The following is a 14,533-nucleotide window of genomic DNA, read 5'->3' as shown; positions in this document are numbered from 1 at the left end:
ATGTCCGACCCTGAGGTGTCCGACGCCCTCCTGCCCCCCGTCCGTCGGCGGGCCCCCCGGGTGGGGCTCGTCGCGGGGGGCCTTGGGACGTACTGGCCGCAGTTCCCCGACCTCCTGCCGCAGCTGCAGGAGTCCGCCCGCTACGTCTCCACCCGGTTGCAGGAGTTCGACGCCGAGGTCGTCGACGTCGGTTTCGTCTCCGACGCCCGGGAGGGGGCGGCCGCGGCAGAACGGTTGCGGCGGGCCGACTGCGACCTGATCGTCCTGTTCCTCACCACCTACCTCACGTCCTCGATGGTCCTGCCGATCGCCCAGCGGTCGGGCTCCCCGGTCCTCGTGATCGACCTGCAACCCTCGGAGCGGATGGACCACGCGACCTTCGACACCGGGGCCTGGCTCGCCTACTGCGGGCAGTGCCCGGTCCCCGAGGTGGGCAACGTGTTCCGCCGGGCGGGCATCCCGTTCCGCTCGGTCTCGGGGTGGCTGCGGCAGGAGTCGGCCTGGGAACGCATCGGACGCTGGGTCACCGCGGCCGGCGTGCGGGCGGCCCTGCGGCACGCCCGCCACGGCCTGATGGGGCACGTCTACCCCGGGATGCTCGACGTCTCGACCGACCTGACGCTGCTGCCCTCCACCTTCGGCTCCCACGTCGAGGTCCTCGAGTTCGACGACCTCCGCCAGCGGGTGGAGGCCATCACCGAGGACGAGACGCAGGCCCGGGTCGACCTGGCCCGGCAGGTGTTCTCCGTGGACGCCAGCGTGGAGGACGCCGACTTCCGCTGGGGCGCCACGGTCTCGGTCGCCCTCGACCGGTTGGTCGACGACTTCGCCCTCGACACCCTCGCCTACTACCACCGCGGGCTCGACGGCGAGCAGCACGAACGGCTGGGTGCCGGGATGATCCTCGGCGCCTCGCTGCTCACGGCCCGCGGGGTGCCGACCACCGGGGAGTACGAGCTGCGCACGACCGTCGCCCAGCTCGTCACCCAGGTCAGCGGAGCGGGGGGTTCGTTCACCGAGATCCAGGCCCTGGACTTCGTCGACGGGGTGGTCGAGATGGGTCACGACGGCCCGGCCCACCTGCAGGTCAGTTCCGCCCGCCCGCTCCTGCGCGGGCTGGGGGTCTTCCACGGCAAGCGCGGGTGGGGGGTCAGCGTCGAGTTCGACGTCCGGCCCGGCCCGGTGACCCTGCTGGGACTCGGGCAGGACGCCGACGGCACCCTGGCCCTCACCGCCTCGGAGGGGACGGTCGTCCCCGGACCGCTGCTCGCCATCGGGAACACCACCAGCCGGGTCGACTTCGAGCGCGACCCCGGAGAATGGGTCGACGCCTGGAGCGGCACGGGGGTCGGGCACCACTGGTCCCTGTCCGTCGGCCACCGGGCCGCCGACTACCGGGCGACCGCCGACCTCCTCGGCCTCCCCTTCCGCCAGGTCTGAATCCCGCCCCCGATCGAAGGACCCCCGTCCCGTGAACCCCACCGCCACCGTCGTCGACGACCTCATCGCCCGCTCGAACCGGCTGGGCTCCGACCCCGAGAACACCAACTACGCCGGGGGGAACACCTCGGCCAAGGGCAGCGGGACCGACCCCGTCACCGGCGAACCCGTCGACCTGCTGTGGGTCAAGGGATCCGGCGGGGACCTCGGCACCCTCACCGAGGCTGGTCTGGCGGTCCTGCGACTGGACCGGTTGCGGGCGATGACCGCGGTCTACCCCGGGGTGGACCGCGAGGACGAGATGGTGGCGGCCTTCGACTACGCCCTGCACGGTCGCGGCGGGGCGGCCCCGTCGATCGACACGGCCATGCACGGCCTGGTCGGGGCCGCGCACGTCGACCACCTCCACCCCGACTCCGGGATCGCACTGGCCACCGCGGCCGACGGCCCGGAGCTGGCCGCGCGGATCTTCGGGGAGAAGGTGGTCTGGGTGCCCTGGCGGCGCCCCGGTTTCCAGCTCGGCCTCGACATCGCTGCGGTCCGCGACGCCAACCCCGGGGCGGTCGGCTGCATCCTCGGCGGGCACGGCATCACCGCCTGGGGCGAGACCTCGGCCGAGGCGGAGGAGAACTCCCTGTTCATCATCCGCACCGCCCAGGCCTGGATCACCGCGCACGGGCGGCCCGATCCGTTCGGGGCGCTGCGACCCGGTCACGAGGCGTTGCCCGAGGAGGAACGCCGCGCCCGGGCCGTCGCGCTCGCCCCGACGATCCGCGGTCTGGCCTCCCACGACCGCCCGATGGTGGGGCACTTCACCGACGACCCCCGCGTGCTGGAGTTCCTGTCCCGCGAGGCCGCGCCCCGGCTGGCCGCGCTCGGCACCTCCTGCCCCGACCACTTCCTGCGGACCAAGGTCAAGCCGATGCTCCTGGACCTGCCGACCTCCGCGACCGTCGAGGACCAGATCGCCCGGCTGCGCGAACTCCACGTCGCCTACCGCAAGGACTACCGGGCCTACTACGACCGCCACGCGACCACCGAAGGACCCGACGCCTCCCCCGCGATGCGGGGGGCCGACCCGGCCATCGTCCTCGTCCCCGGGGTCGGGATGTTCTCCTACGGCGCCACCAAGCAGACGGCCCGGGTGGCGGGCGAGTTCTACCTCAACGCCATCAACGTCATGCGCGGGGCCGAGGCCGTCTCCACCTACGCCCCCATCGAGGAGTCGGAGAAGTTCCGGATCGAGTACTGGGCCCTGGAGGAGGCCAAGCTCGCCCGGCTGCCCGAGCCCAAGAGCCACGCCACCCGCATCGCGCTGGTGACCGGCGCCGCGTCCGGGATCGGCAAGGCCGTCGCGACCCGCCTCGCCGCCGAGGGCGCCTGCGTCGTCATCGCCGACCTGGACCTCGACAAGGCCCGCGCCGCGGCCGCGGAACTCGGCAGCAGCGACGTCGCCGTCGGGATCCGGGCCGACGTCACCGACGAGGCCGCCGTCCAGGCCGCGGTCGAGGCGACCGTCCTCGCCTTCGGCGGCATCGACCTCGTCGTGAACAACGCCGGGCTGTCGTTGTCGAAACCGTTGCTGGAGACCACCGCGCAGGACTGGGACCTGCAGCACGACGTCATGGCCAAGGGGTCGTTCCTGGTGTCCAAGGCCGCCGCCCGGCCGTTGATCGAGCAGGGTCTCGGCGGCGACGTCGTCTACATCTCCTCCAAGAACGCCGTCTTCGCCGGGCCCAACAACATCGCCTACTCCGCCACCAAGGCCGACCAGGCCCACCAGGTCCGGTTGCTGGCCGTGGAACTCGGCGAGCACGGGGTCAAGGTCAACGGCATCAACCCCGACGGGGTCGTCCGCGGCTCGGGAATCTTCGCCGCCGGCTGGGGCGCCAACCGGGCCAAGACCTACGGCATCGACGAGGGCGACCTCGGCGCGTTCTACGCCCAGCGCACCATCCTCAAGCGCGAGGTGCTCCCCGAGAACGTCGCCAACGCCGTGGCCGCGATCACCGGACCGGACTTCAGCCACACCACCGGCCTGCACGTCCCCGTCGACGCCGGCGTCGCCGCCGCGTTCCTGCGATGAGCAGTTTCGCGGCCGTCGACCTGGGTGCCACCAGCGGGCGGGTCGTCGTCGGGACCGTGGTCGACGGCTCGCTCCGGATGGAACCGGTCGCCCGGTTCGAGAACACGCCGGTGCGGCTCCCGGACGGCTGGCACACCGACGTCCTCGCGCTGTACGCGGCCGCCCTGGCCGGGGTGGGCCGCGCCTCGCGCGAGGTGCCCGACCTCGAGTCGCTGGCCGTCGACTCCTGGGCCGTCGACCACGGTCTGCTCCGCGGGGGGCGGCTGCTCGGCAACCCCTACCACTACCGCGACGACCGGACCGCCGCCGCGGTCGAGGACGTTCACGCGCGGATCGGTGCGGCGGAGCTGTTCTCGCGCAACGGTCTGCAGCACCAGCCGTTCAACACGGTGTTCCAGCTCGTGGCCTCCGCACGGGTCGGCGACCTGGCCCTGGCCGACCGGGTCCTGCTGCTGCCCGACCTGTTCGGGTTCTGGACGACCGGCCACGAGGTCGCCGAGATCACCAACGCCTCCACCACGGGGTTGCTCCCGGTTGCCCGACCCGGCCGGGCCGACGACTGGGACCGGGAGCTGCTGGCCACCCTGGACCTGCCCGGGTCCGTCCTGCCCGAGCTGGTGGCCCCGGGGACGTCCCTGGGGGCGGTCCGCGACGACGTGGCGACGGAGTTCGGGATCTCCGGGGCGGTGACGGTCACCGCCGTCGGGTCGCACGACACGGCCTCGGCCGTCGTCGCGGTCCCGTTGGGGGTCGGCGAGGGTGCCGGGGACGCCGCCTACCTGTCCTGCGGGACGTGGTCGCTGATCGGGGCGGAACTGGACTCCCCCGTGCTCTCCGAGGAGGCCCGGTGCGCGGAGTTCACCAACGAACGCGGCGTGGACGGGCGCACCCGGTTCCTCAAGAACGTCATGGGGCTGTGGTTGGTCTCGGAGACCCTGCGCACCTGGGCCAAGCAGGGTCGGCCCGCCGACCTCAACACCCTGCTGGAGCAGGCCGCCGCCGTCGAGGGCCCCGTGCCGGTCTTCGACGTCAACGACCCGCGACTGCTCGCCCCCGGGGACATGCCCGCCCGGATCGCCGAGCTGCTCGGGGAGCAGGGCGACCCTGTTCCGACGGACCCGGCCCTCCTGGTCCGCTGCATCCTGCAGAGCCTGGCCCGGGCCTACGCCTCCGCCCTGCACGACGTGGACCGGTTGACCGGTCGACGCACGCGCACCCTGCACCTGGTCGGGGGCGGGGCCCGCAACACGTTGCTGTGCCGGCTCACCGCCGAGGCCGTCGGCATCGACGTCGTGGCCGGCCCGGTCGAGGCGACCGCGATCGGCAACCTGCTCGTCCAGGCCCGCACCCACGGGCTCCTGAGCGGCGACCTGGAGGCCCTGCGTAGGGTCGTCGCCCGGTCCTTCCCGCCGCGCGTGCACCGCGCCGGCGCCACCACGAACCGAGGGTGAACGAGATGGTCAAGCGTCAGGTCCCGCGCCCCGTGGACCTCCTGGAGTACCTGCGGTTCAAGCCGCCCACGTTCGACCGGCGGGCCCGTCGGCTCGCCGACGCTCTCACCGTGGCGGACCTGCGGTCGATCGCGAAGCGGCGGACCCCGCGCGCGGCCTTCGACTACACCGACGGCTCGGCCGAGGCCGAGATCTCGATCACCCGTGCCCGGCAGGCGTTCGCCGACGTGGAGTTCCACCCGCGGGTGCTGCGCGACGTCAGCCACGTCGACACGAGCGCCACCGTGCTCGGGGGTCGTTCGGAACTCCCGTTCGGGATCGCGCCCACCGGGTTCACCCGGCTCATGCAGACCGAGGGCGAGACGGCCGGGGCGGGCGCGGCCGGCGCCGCCGGGATCCCGTTCACGCTCTCCACCCTGGGGACGACGTCCATCGAGGACGTCAAGGCCGCGAACCCGACGGGCCGCAACTGGTTCCAGCTCTACGTCATGCGGCAGCGCGAGATCTCCTACGCCCTGGTGGAGCGCGCCGCGCAGGCCGGGTTCGAGACGTTGTTCTTCACCGTCGACACCCCCGTCGCCGGGGCCCGTCTGCGGGACAAGCGCAACGGGTTCTCGATCCCGCCGCAGCTGACCCTCGGGACGGTCGTCGACGCGATCCCCCGCCCCTGGTGGTGGTACGACTTCCTCACCACCCCGAAGCTCGAGTTCGCCTCGCTGTCGGCGACCGGCGGCACCGTCGGCGACCTGCTGGACATGGCGATGGACCCCTCGATCAGTTTCGAGGACCTGGAGATCATCCGGGGGTTGTGGCCCGGGAAGATCGCGATCAAGGGCGTCCAGAGCGTCGCCGACGCCCGCGCGTTCGCCGACGCCGGGGTCGACGCGATCGTGCTGTCCAACCACGGCGGCCGCCAGCTCGACCGCGCCCCGATCCCCTTCCACCTGCTCCCCGACGTCGTGCGCGAGGTCGGGAACGACGTCGAGGTCATGATCGACACCGGGATCATGAACGGCGCCGACGTCGTCGCCTCGATCGCCCTCGGCGCCCGGTTCACCCTGGTCGGGCGGGCCTACCTCTACGGGTTGATGGCCGGGGGCCGCGCCGGGGTCGACCGCATGATCGCGATCCTCTCCGAGGAGATCGTGCGGACCATGAAACTGCTCGGCGCCCACAGCCTGGAGGAGCTCACCCCCGAGCACGTCACCCAGTTGGAACGGCTGGTCCCCCGCGCCCGCGCCTGACCGTGGTCACTCCCCCGTGAGGACCACCCGGTTCCCGTCGGGGTCGGCGAGGACGAGGATGCGGAAGGCGGAGGCCGGCTGCGGCCCGTCGTGCCCGACCCCGGCCGCGGTCAGGCGGTCGGCCTCGGCGTCGAGGTCCGTCACCTCCAGGACCACCGTCGAATGCCCGGCCCGCTCCGGCTCGCGCCAGACCTGGACCCCGAACGCAACGTCGGGATGCCACTCCAGCAGGCCCGGCATCGGCCGGGCCTGCGGCGGGCCGTCGAAGAGGGTCGCGTACCAACCCTCGCACGCGTCGAGGTCGGTCACGGTGGCCTGGGCGAGGAGCCGTCGGATGCTCATGACGTGGTGACCGGCCGTCGTTGCGGAACTGAGCGCTCCTCAGGTCACGGTCATGTCGCCGGTCCGGACCTCCTCCCCCGGCCCGTACCGCAGCAGGACGGCCGTCCCGCCCGTCGTGGGCGGTTCCAGCAGCCGCAGCCCCAGCGCGGGCCCGTCGTCGGGGAATAACCGCTTCCCCCGCCCGAGGACGATCGGGTGGACCCAGAGGTTCAGCACGTCGAAGAGCCCGCGGGCGACCAGGGTCCGGGCCAGTTCGGCGCTGCCGACGACGTGGACGTTCGCGTGCCGCTCCCGCAGACCCGCGACCTCGGCGTCCAGGTCCGCGCCGAGCAGCGTCGAGTCCGCCCAGTCCAGACGCGGTCGGCCGCGGGAGGCGACGTACTTGGGGATGCGGTTGAACGTCCCCGCGATCAGCTCCGCGTCGTCCTGGCGGGGCCAGTAGGCAGCGAAGATGTCGTAGGTCCGCCGGCCCAGCAGCAGCGCGTCCATCTCCCGCACCCCGGCGGTCACCTGCTCCCCCACCGCCTCGTCGAACAGCGGTGCCTGCCACCCGCCCCACGCGAAACCGTCGCTCGGGTCCTCCTCCGGCCCGCCCGGGGCCTGGACCACGCCGTCCAGGGTGCTGAACAGGTCGATGACGATGCGTCCGCTCATGCCGGGGAGACCCGGCAGGCGTCAGGAACTCATCGGCCGCCGGGTCGAACGCACGGGGCGGACGTCGATCGCGGCGACACCGGCACCGGCCGCCGCCTGCAAGCCCTCGTCGGTGTCCTCGTAGGCCACCGCCCGGTCGGCGGGAACGCCGAGCCGGCGCAGGGCTTCCCGGTACAGGTCGGGGGCCGGTTTGCCGTGGGCGGCGTCCTCGCGCGCGACGACGACGTCGAAGAGGTGGTCGAGGCCCAGGTGCCGCAGCCCGGCGAGCAACGTGGTGCGACCACCTCCGCTGACCACGGCCAACCGACGCCGACCGTGCTGCGCCCGCGCCAGATCGGCGACCGGCCGCACCTCGCGGACCTCGCCCAGGCGGGCCAGGTAGTGACGGTCGCGGTCGGCGCAGAACCGGATCTCGTCCACCTCGAGGCCCTGTTCGAGGGCGGCGACCCGGACTGCCTCCACGGCGGAGAGCCCGGCGTGCCGGACGAACCAGTCTGGTGAGACCTCGCCCCCGTAGGGCTGCACGGCAGCGGAGAAGGCCGCCGCGTTCGCGGCGGTGCTGTCGGCGAGCGTGCCGTCCCAGTCGAACAGGAGGCAACCGGCCCCCGCCGGCGGTTCCAGGACGAGGAGTGGGTCGGACGACCGCGGCACAGGGTCACCTCCGGTTCGGGGAGCGGGAACGTTGCCGCTTTTACCGCTTCGGCACCGGTCGCCCGGCGGTCGGCTCGGGAGCGACGAAGGCCCTGACCCGCAGAAACTGCTGGTCAGGGCCTGATCGTTCGGTGTCCGAGGGGGGACTTGAACCCCCACCCACTATACGTGGACTAGCACCTCAAGCTAGCGCGTCTGCCTATTCCGCCACCCGGACATCTGCTGCGCCGTACCCCTTGCGAGGCGGTCACAACGGGGAAAACCGTAGCACGGAGCGGGGGTCGTCCCGCACCGCCGCGGCGTCGGTCCTCGTGGCGGGGGCGGGTGGGGGACCGGAGATCAGGGCCGGGGACGGGAACGCGGGGGGTCGGGGCGCCGTTGACCGGTCAAGCGCTACTCCCCCGCTCGGCCCCGGGTCCGCGTCGCGGGCCCGGTGACCGGAGAACCAGGTACGTCGGGCGGGGGGGTGAACGGGAGCTAACCTTGAGCAGCGCCGCGACAGCACACGGGCGCCCGATTCGGACTCATCCCGGGTGGGGCGTACCACCACAGGACTGGGGAAGACGTTGACGGAGACCGGGACGACGAAGCGGTACGGGGACACCTTCGGGAACTCCACGTTCCGACCCGCCAACGCAGCGATGCTCTCGATCACGCACCTCGAGGCGCCCGTGGTCATCCCCTCCTCCCACTTCGACGACGTCCTGGCCGACACCCTGACCCGCCTGCGGCTGCGGCCGGGGCTGCTGGAGAAGATCGCCGGGGTCAAGGAGCGTCGCTGGTGGCCGGACGGGGCCGACGCGTCGCAGGCCGCCGCCGAGACCGGGCTCAAAGCACTCTCCGAGGCCGGGGTCGACCCCTCCGAGGTCGGGCTGCTGATCAGCACCACCGTCACCCGCCCCCACCTCGAGCCGGCGCTGGCCACGGCCGTCCACCACGCGATGGACCTGCCGACCCACGCCCTCAACTTCGACATCACCAACGCCTGCCTGGCCTGGGTCAACGCCGTCCAGGTCGCCGCGGCCATGATCGACGCGGGCGCGATCCGCTACGCGGTGGTCCTCGGGTCGGAGGACGTCCGGTCCATGCACGAGGGCACGATCACCCGGCTGCAGCGCGAGGACGTGACCCGCAAGGACTTCCTCGACCAGTTCGCGACCATGACCCTCGGCTGCGGTGCCGCGGCCGCCGTCCTCGGCCCGGCCGACGCCCACCCGGAGGCCCATCGCATCCTCGGCGGGGTGGCCCGGGCGGGGACCGAGCACCACGAGCTCTGCATCGGCGACGCCCACCACATGCGCACCGACGCCAAGCTCATGCTGACCGAGGGCATCGAGATCGTCGCCGACGCCTTCAAGGGTGGCGACGAGCAGTGGGGCTGGTCGGAGGCCGACCGCTTCGTCATCCACCAGATCTCGCGCGTGCACACCGAGACCGTCGTCGAGCGCCTCGGCCTCGACCCGGCCAAGGTGCCGCTGACCTTCCCCCGCTGGGGCAACGTCGGCCCGATCTCGTTGCCGATGACCCTGGCCGCCACCGCGCCGGAGCTCACCCGCGGCGACCGTGTCATCGCCATGGGTGTGGGGTCCGGCCTGAACTCGGCCATGCTCGAACTGGCCTGGTGAGCGGCGAACTACCCCTCTGTCCGAGCGGGCTGATAGACCTCCGGTCGTGACGTCGCGTTCCCGCACCGCCCCCGCCCAGCTCCCGCCGCCTGGTCTCCCCGGTCTGGACCCGGGCTGGTCACGCCTGGTGCGGGCGGTCGACGCCCACGGTGTCGAACGCACCTGGCACGTCCTGGACACCCGCGCCGGCTCGGACGAGACCGCGCCGCGCGCCACGATCGTCTGCGTCCACGGCAACCCCACCTGGTCCTACCTCTGGCGCGACCTGCTGCGCGCCGGTTCCGCGGTCGGCTACCGCGTGATCGCCCTCGACCACCTCGAGATGGGCTTCTCCGAGCGCACAGGTCTGCACCGTCGCCTGGCCGACCGGGTGGCTGAGCTGGACGCCGTGGTCGCCGCCCTGCAGGTCTCGGGCGAGACCGTCGTGGTCGGGCACGACTGGGGTGGGGTCGTCGCCTCGGCCTGGGCCACGTCGCCGCACGCCGCCCCGCTCGAGGTCACCTCGCTGGTCCTCACCAACACGGGCGTGACGCTGCCCACCGACGCCGCCGCACCCGGCCCCGTCCGGTTGGCGCGGACCCCGGGGGTCCTGCCGCTGGTCACCAGCCGGACCGAGGCGTTCCTGCGCACGACGCTGGCCATCGCCCGCCCGGCTCTGGCCGACGACGTGGCGGCCGCCTACCGGGCGCCCTACCTGAGCGTGGAGCGTCGGCTCGGCATCGAGGACTTCGTGGCCGACATCCCGGTCGGGGCCGGGCACCCGACCCGCCCGGTGTTCGAGGCCGCGGCCGAGCGGCTCGGCCGGTTCGACCGGCCAACGCTGCTGCTCTGGGGTCCGAACGACCCGGTCTTCGGCGAGAAGTTCCTGCGCGACCTGCGCGGGCGACTCCCCGGGGCCGACGTCCACCGCTTCGCCGAGGCGGGCCACCTCGTGGTCGAGGACGCCGACGTCGCCGGGACCGTGCTGCGCTGGCTCGACCGGCGCACCGACACCGGTGCCCCCGAGGGCCACGACGACGACGTCGCCCCCATCGACCTGTGGTCGCAGCTCCTGCAGCGCAAGGACTCCGACGAGCCCGCGGTGGTCGAGGTGCAGCCGGACGGGTCGGCCCGCCGGATCGGCTGGTCCCTGCTGGCCCGCCGGGTCGACGAGATCGCCGCCGGGTTGCTGGCTCAAGGGGTCCGGCCCGGTCAGCGCATCTCCCTGCTCGTCCCGCCCGGCGCCGACCTGACCGCGGTGGTCTACGCGACGCTGCGGATCGGGGCCGTGGGGGTCGTCGCCGACGCCGGCCTGGGCGTCCGGGGGCTCACCCGAGCGGTCACGTCCAGCGGGGTCGACGCCGTGATCGGCGTGCCCAAGGCGTTGGCCGCCGCCCGCGCGCTGCGCTGGCCGGGCCGGCGGATCGCCGCGGGCCCGGTGCCCGACGCCGTCCTGCGGGCCGTGGGAGCGAGCACGACCGTCTCCGACCTCGCCCGCACGGGGGCCCGCCGCCTGGCCGAGGGGGCCGTGCTCCCGCCGGCGCCGGGCCCGGAGGCGCAGGCGGTCGTCCTCTTCACCTCCGGGTCCACCGGCCCGGCCAAGGGGGTCGTCTACAACCACGAGCAGCTGGCGCGGCTGGCCCAGGCCATGGGCGCCACCATCCGGATCGGACCCGGCGCGGGGCTGGTCTCGGCCTTCGCCCCGTTCGCCCTGCTCGGCCCGGCGCTGGGGGCGACGTGCGTCGTCCCGGCCATGGACGTGACCCGGCCCTCGACCCTCACCGCCCGGGCGCTGGCCGCCGCGGTCGCGGCCAGCGGTTCGACCTCGGTGTTCCTCTCCCCCGCCGCTCTGGTCAACGTCCTCGCCACCGAGGACGACCTCGACCCGGCCGACCGCCGGGCCCTGGGCGAGGTCGAGGTGCTGCTCTCGGCGGGCGCTCCCGTCCCGACCCCGTTGCTGCAGCGCGTGGCCCGGCTCATGCCCAAGGCCGACCCGCGGACCCCCTACGGCGCGACCGAGGTCCTGCCGGCCACCGACGTGGGCCTGAGCGACATCCTCGAGGCCGGCCTCGGCGAGGGGATCTGCGTGGGGCGGCCGGTGGCCGGGACCACGGTCGCCATCGCCCCCCTGGACGACGCCGGGGTGCCCGGGGCCGACCTCGTCACCACGCCCGGCGTGACCGGTGAGGTCGTGGTCGGCGGCGCCCACGTGAAGGACCACTACGACCAGCTCTGGCTGACCCAGGCCGACAGCGTCGCCGTGGGGTCGGTGGCCGGCCCGGACGGCGGGCCCCGCGCCCGGCGCTGGCACCGCACCGGGGACGTCGGTCACCTGGACGACGAAGGCCGGGTCTGGATCGAGGGGCGTCTGGCCCACGTCGTCCGGACGCCGGCCGGGGTGCTGACCCCGGTGGGTCCGGAGCAGCGGGCCGAGACGGTGCCCGGCATCGCCCGGGCCGCCCTCGTCGGGATCGGCCCCGAGCACGCCCGGCAGGTGGCGGTCGTGGCCGAGGCGGGCGGCGCCGACGCCGGTGACGTCGAGCCGGTGGCCCGGACCACGGTGGCCACCCCCGAACTGTCCGAGGCGGTGCGCCTGGCGACCGGGCTGCCCCTGGTCGCGGTGCTGCTCGTCCCGGCCCTGCCCACCGACGTGCGGCACAACTCCAAGATCGACCGGGTCCGGGTGGCCGCCTGGGCCGAGCGCGTCCTGGCCGGGGAACGGACCGAACCGTTGGTGCGGAAGGGGTGGCGGCGATGAAGGTCCTGGTCACGGGGGCCAGCGGGATGCTCGGACGGGAGACCGCCCTGGCCCTGGCCCGGCGGGGGGACGCCGTGCGGGTGCTGCAACGGCGTTCCTCCGGGCTGCTCGGCACCGACGGGATCGAGGAGACCCGCGGCTCGTTGAGCGACCCCGCGGCCCTCGTCCGTGCCGTGGACGGGATGGACGCGGTCGTGCACCTGGCGGCCAAGGTCTCGATCACCGGGCCGCACACGGAGTACGTCGCCACCAACGTCGAGGGCACCCGGGCCCTGCTGGCCGCGGCCCGCGAGGCCGGGGTCGGCCGCTTCGTCCAGGTGTCCTCGCCCTCGGTCGCCCACGCCGGGCACGCGCTCGTCGGGGAGGGGACGGCGCCGGCCGACCCGGCCGGGGCCCACGGCTCCTACGCCGTCACCAAGGCCCAGGCCGAGCTGCTGGCCCTGGCCGCCGACGCCCCCGGGTTCGCGGTCGTGGCCGTACGCCCCCACATCGTCCTCGGCCCCGGTGACACCCAGCTGGTGCAGCGGATCGCCGAGCGCGCCCGGGCGGGGCGGTTGCCCCTGCTCGACGACGGTGCCGCCCTCATCGACACCACCTACGTCGACAACGCGGTGGACGCGCTGCTCGCCGCGCTGGACCGTGCCCCCGACGTGCACGGGGAGGCGTTCGTGGTGACCAACGGCGAACCGCGCACGGTCTCGGAGGTGTTCGCCCGGATCTGCCGGGCGGCCGGGGTCCCCGCCCCGACCCGCCGGGTCCCCGCCGCCGCGGCCAAGGTCGCCGGCAGCGTCGTGGAGCGGGTGTGGACCGCGGCCCGGATGGCCGACGAGCCACCGATGACGCGGTTCCTCGCCGAGCAGCTCTCCACCGCGCACTGGTTCGACCAGCGACGCACGCGCGAGGCGTTGCACTGGGAACCGCGGGTCAGCCTCGACGAGGGTTTCGACCGGCTCGCCGCGGGGTTCTCGCGCTGACGCCGCACCCGCGGGCTACGGTCGGACGGTGAAGCTGACGGCGAGGGGTGCACGACGCCGGGACCGTGGGCGCGAGCTCGCCTCCGAGGCCTTGCAGGACCTGGAACGACTGCGCGAGATCGGGTTGGAGACCCGCCCCGGGGAGCACTCGCTGCACCGGGCCGCGCGCATCGAGGAGTCGGTCAAGGGCCTGGTCGGTTCCCGGCTGCGCAAGAGCGGCTACCACGCCCGGGCGTTGGCCTACCCCAGCTACGGCGGACCGGGCTGGGTCCGGGTCCTCGGACGGGTGCTGCTGGGCCGGGAGTCCTCGCGCCCCGAGGCCTCCGACGAGGTGGCGTCGGTGCGCGGGTGGCGCAACTTCCTCACCGTCCCCGTCGCCGGCATCGACGTGACCGTCACCCTGGGCGGGCACGAGTTCGTGCTCACCTCCGACCGGGGCGGCTACCTCGACGAGGTCGTGCCCCTCGACCTGACCCCGGGCGTCCACGAGATCACCCTCACCGTCGGCCCGGACGCCCAGGAGGCCCACGACCTGGAGGTCGGGACCGAGCTGGTCGACGACGACACCGAGGGCGGGGCCGAACTGGTGCCGCCGAGCCTGCACCGGCACAGCGGGACGGCGCGGGTGCAGGTCGTCGGCCCCGAACCGCAGCTCGGGCTGCTCAGCGACATCGACGACACGGTCGTGGTCACCCGCCTCCCGCGTCCGCTGATCGCGGCCTGGAACAGCTTCGTCATCGACGAGCGGGCCCGGGTCCCGGTGAACGGGATGGCCGACCTGTACCGGCAGGTCCTGGACGAGAACCCGGGCGCGCCCGTCGTCTACCTCTCGACGGGGGCGTGGAACGCGGCCCCGACCCTGTCGCGGTTCCTGCGCCGCGGGGGCTACCCCGAGGGCGCCCTGCTGCTCACCGACTGGGGACCGACCAACACGGGGTGGTTCCGCGACGGGTCCGCGCACAAGCGCGGCACCCTGTCCCGCCTCGCCCGGGAGCTGCCGCAGGTCACCTGGCTCCTGGTGGGCGACGACGGTCAGCACGACCCCACCCTGTACGCCGAGTTCGTGGCCGCGGCTCCCGAGCGGGTGCGGGCGGTCGGCATCCGGCGGCTCACCCCGGCCGAGCAGCTGCTCGCCGGCGGGCACCCTATCAACCCGGTCCGCGGGCCCGAGGACTCCGACGTCACCTGGGTCAGCGGGGACGACGGCTTCGAGCTCCTGCACCGCTGGTACCGGGCCGGGGTCCTCTCCCGGCCCTGACCGCCCCGACCGTTCTGACCACCCGGTGAGGTCGGCGAGTCCCCGGGAACGACGGAAGGCCGGACCCGTCC

The 14,533-nt window shown here is 74.0% G+C and carries 11 protein-coding genes and 1 tRNA gene; 8 read left to right on the top strand and 4 right to left on the bottom strand.

Going from position 1 to position 14,533, the window contains the following annotated elements; translation table 11 throughout:
* Genes ACFFKU_RS11920 through ACFFKU_RS11905 form a run of 4 tightly spaced genes read left to right on the top strand, consistent with a single transcriptional unit; the run spans nucleotide 1 to nucleotide 6,221 of the window.
* Nucleotides 1–1,440 (top strand): arabinose isomerase, encoded by a 1,440-nt coding sequence (locus tag ACFFKU_RS11920; RefSeq protein ID WP_380138192.1) that lies wholly within the window; start codon nucleotides 1–3, stop codon nucleotides 1,438–1,440.
* Nucleotides 1,441–1,471: 31 nt separating this feature from the next.
* Nucleotides 1,472–3,526 carry a bifunctional aldolase/short-chain dehydrogenase gene (locus ACFFKU_RS11915; protein ID WP_380138190.1) on the top strand — a complete coding sequence of 685 codons (2,055 nt, stop codon included), beginning with the start codon at nucleotides 1,472–1,474 and terminating at the stop codon, nucleotides 3,524–3,526.
* The gene (locus tag ACFFKU_RS11910; protein WP_380138189.1) at nucleotides 3,523–4,977 is read left to right on the top strand and encodes a rhamnulokinase; all 1,455 of its coding nucleotides are present in this window, start codon (nucleotides 3,523–3,525) and stop codon (nucleotides 4,975–4,977) included. The genes ACFFKU_RS11915 and ACFFKU_RS11910 overlap by 4 nt, the downstream gene beginning before the upstream one ends.
* Before the next feature lie 5 nt (nucleotides 4,978–4,982).
* Complete coding sequence (locus ACFFKU_RS11905; RefSeq protein ID WP_380138692.1) at nucleotides 4,983–6,221, top strand: alpha-hydroxy acid oxidase; 1,239 nt, start codon at nucleotides 4,983–4,985, stop codon at nucleotides 6,219–6,221.
* Between the two features lie 6 nt (nucleotides 6,222–6,227).
* Here the strand turns inward: ACFFKU_RS11905 and ACFFKU_RS11900 are convergent, their stop codons facing one another.
* The 4 genes from ACFFKU_RS11900 to ACFFKU_RS11885 form a co-directional block, all read right to left on the bottom strand.
* The gene (locus tag ACFFKU_RS11900; RefSeq protein ID WP_380138188.1) at nucleotides 6,228–6,563 is read right to left on the bottom strand and encodes a VOC family protein; all 336 of its coding nucleotides are present in this window, start codon (nucleotides 6,561–6,563) and stop codon (nucleotides 6,228–6,230) included.
* A 39-nt stretch (nucleotides 6,564–6,602) separates the two neighbouring features.
* Nucleotides 6,603–7,217 carry a dihydrofolate reductase family protein gene (locus ACFFKU_RS11895; RefSeq protein ID WP_380138186.1) on the bottom strand — a complete coding sequence of 205 codons (615 nt, stop codon included), beginning with the start codon at nucleotides 7,215–7,217 and terminating at the stop codon, nucleotides 6,603–6,605.
* A gap of 21 nt (nucleotides 7,218–7,238) precedes the next feature.
* The gene (locus ACFFKU_RS11890; protein WP_380138185.1) at nucleotides 7,239–7,868 is read right to left on the bottom strand and encodes an HAD family hydrolase; all 630 of its coding nucleotides are present in this window, start codon (nucleotides 7,866–7,868) and stop codon (nucleotides 7,239–7,241) included.
* Between the two features lie 132 nt (nucleotides 7,869–8,000).
* A tRNA-Leu gene (locus ACFFKU_RS11885) sits at nucleotides 8,001–8,085 on the bottom strand.
* A 349-nt stretch (nucleotides 8,086–8,434) separates the two neighbouring features.
* Here ACFFKU_RS11885 and ACFFKU_RS11880 point away from each other — a divergent pair.
* From ACFFKU_RS11880 to ACFFKU_RS11865, 4 genes are read left to right on the top strand one after another with little or no spacing between them, the layout of a single operon-like run.
* A complete protein-coding gene (locus tag ACFFKU_RS11880; protein WP_380138184.1) occupies nucleotides 8,435–9,493 on the top strand; it encodes a 3-oxoacyl-ACP synthase III in 1,059 nt (352 codons plus the stop codon).
* A 46-nt stretch (nucleotides 9,494–9,539) separates the two neighbouring features.
* Complete coding sequence (locus ACFFKU_RS11875) at nucleotides 9,540–12,230, top strand: alpha/beta fold hydrolase (protein ID WP_380138183.1); 2,691 nt, start codon at nucleotides 9,540–9,542, stop codon at nucleotides 12,228–12,230.
* A complete protein-coding gene (locus tag ACFFKU_RS11870; RefSeq protein ID WP_380138182.1) occupies nucleotides 12,227–13,204 on the top strand; it encodes an NAD-dependent epimerase/dehydratase family protein in 978 nt (325 codons plus the stop codon). The genes ACFFKU_RS11875 and ACFFKU_RS11870 overlap by 4 nt, the downstream gene beginning before the upstream one ends.
* 28 nt (nucleotides 13,205–13,232) lie before the next feature.
* On the top strand, nucleotides 13,233–14,462 hold the full coding sequence (locus tag ACFFKU_RS11865; protein ID WP_380138180.1) for an App1 family protein phosphatidate phosphatase: 1,230 nt from the start codon (nucleotides 13,233–13,235) through the stop codon (nucleotides 14,460–14,462).
* The last annotated feature ends 71 nt before the right edge of the window (nucleotides 14,463–14,533 follow it).

Source organism: Kineococcus gynurae (assembly GCF_042433995.1).
GTDB lineage: Bacteria > Actinomycetota > Actinomycetes > Actinomycetales > Kineococcaceae > Kineococcus > Kineococcus gynurae.
The sequence above is the reverse complement of the archived record's forward strand: the minus strand, read 5'-3'. Positions and strand labels throughout refer to the sequence as shown.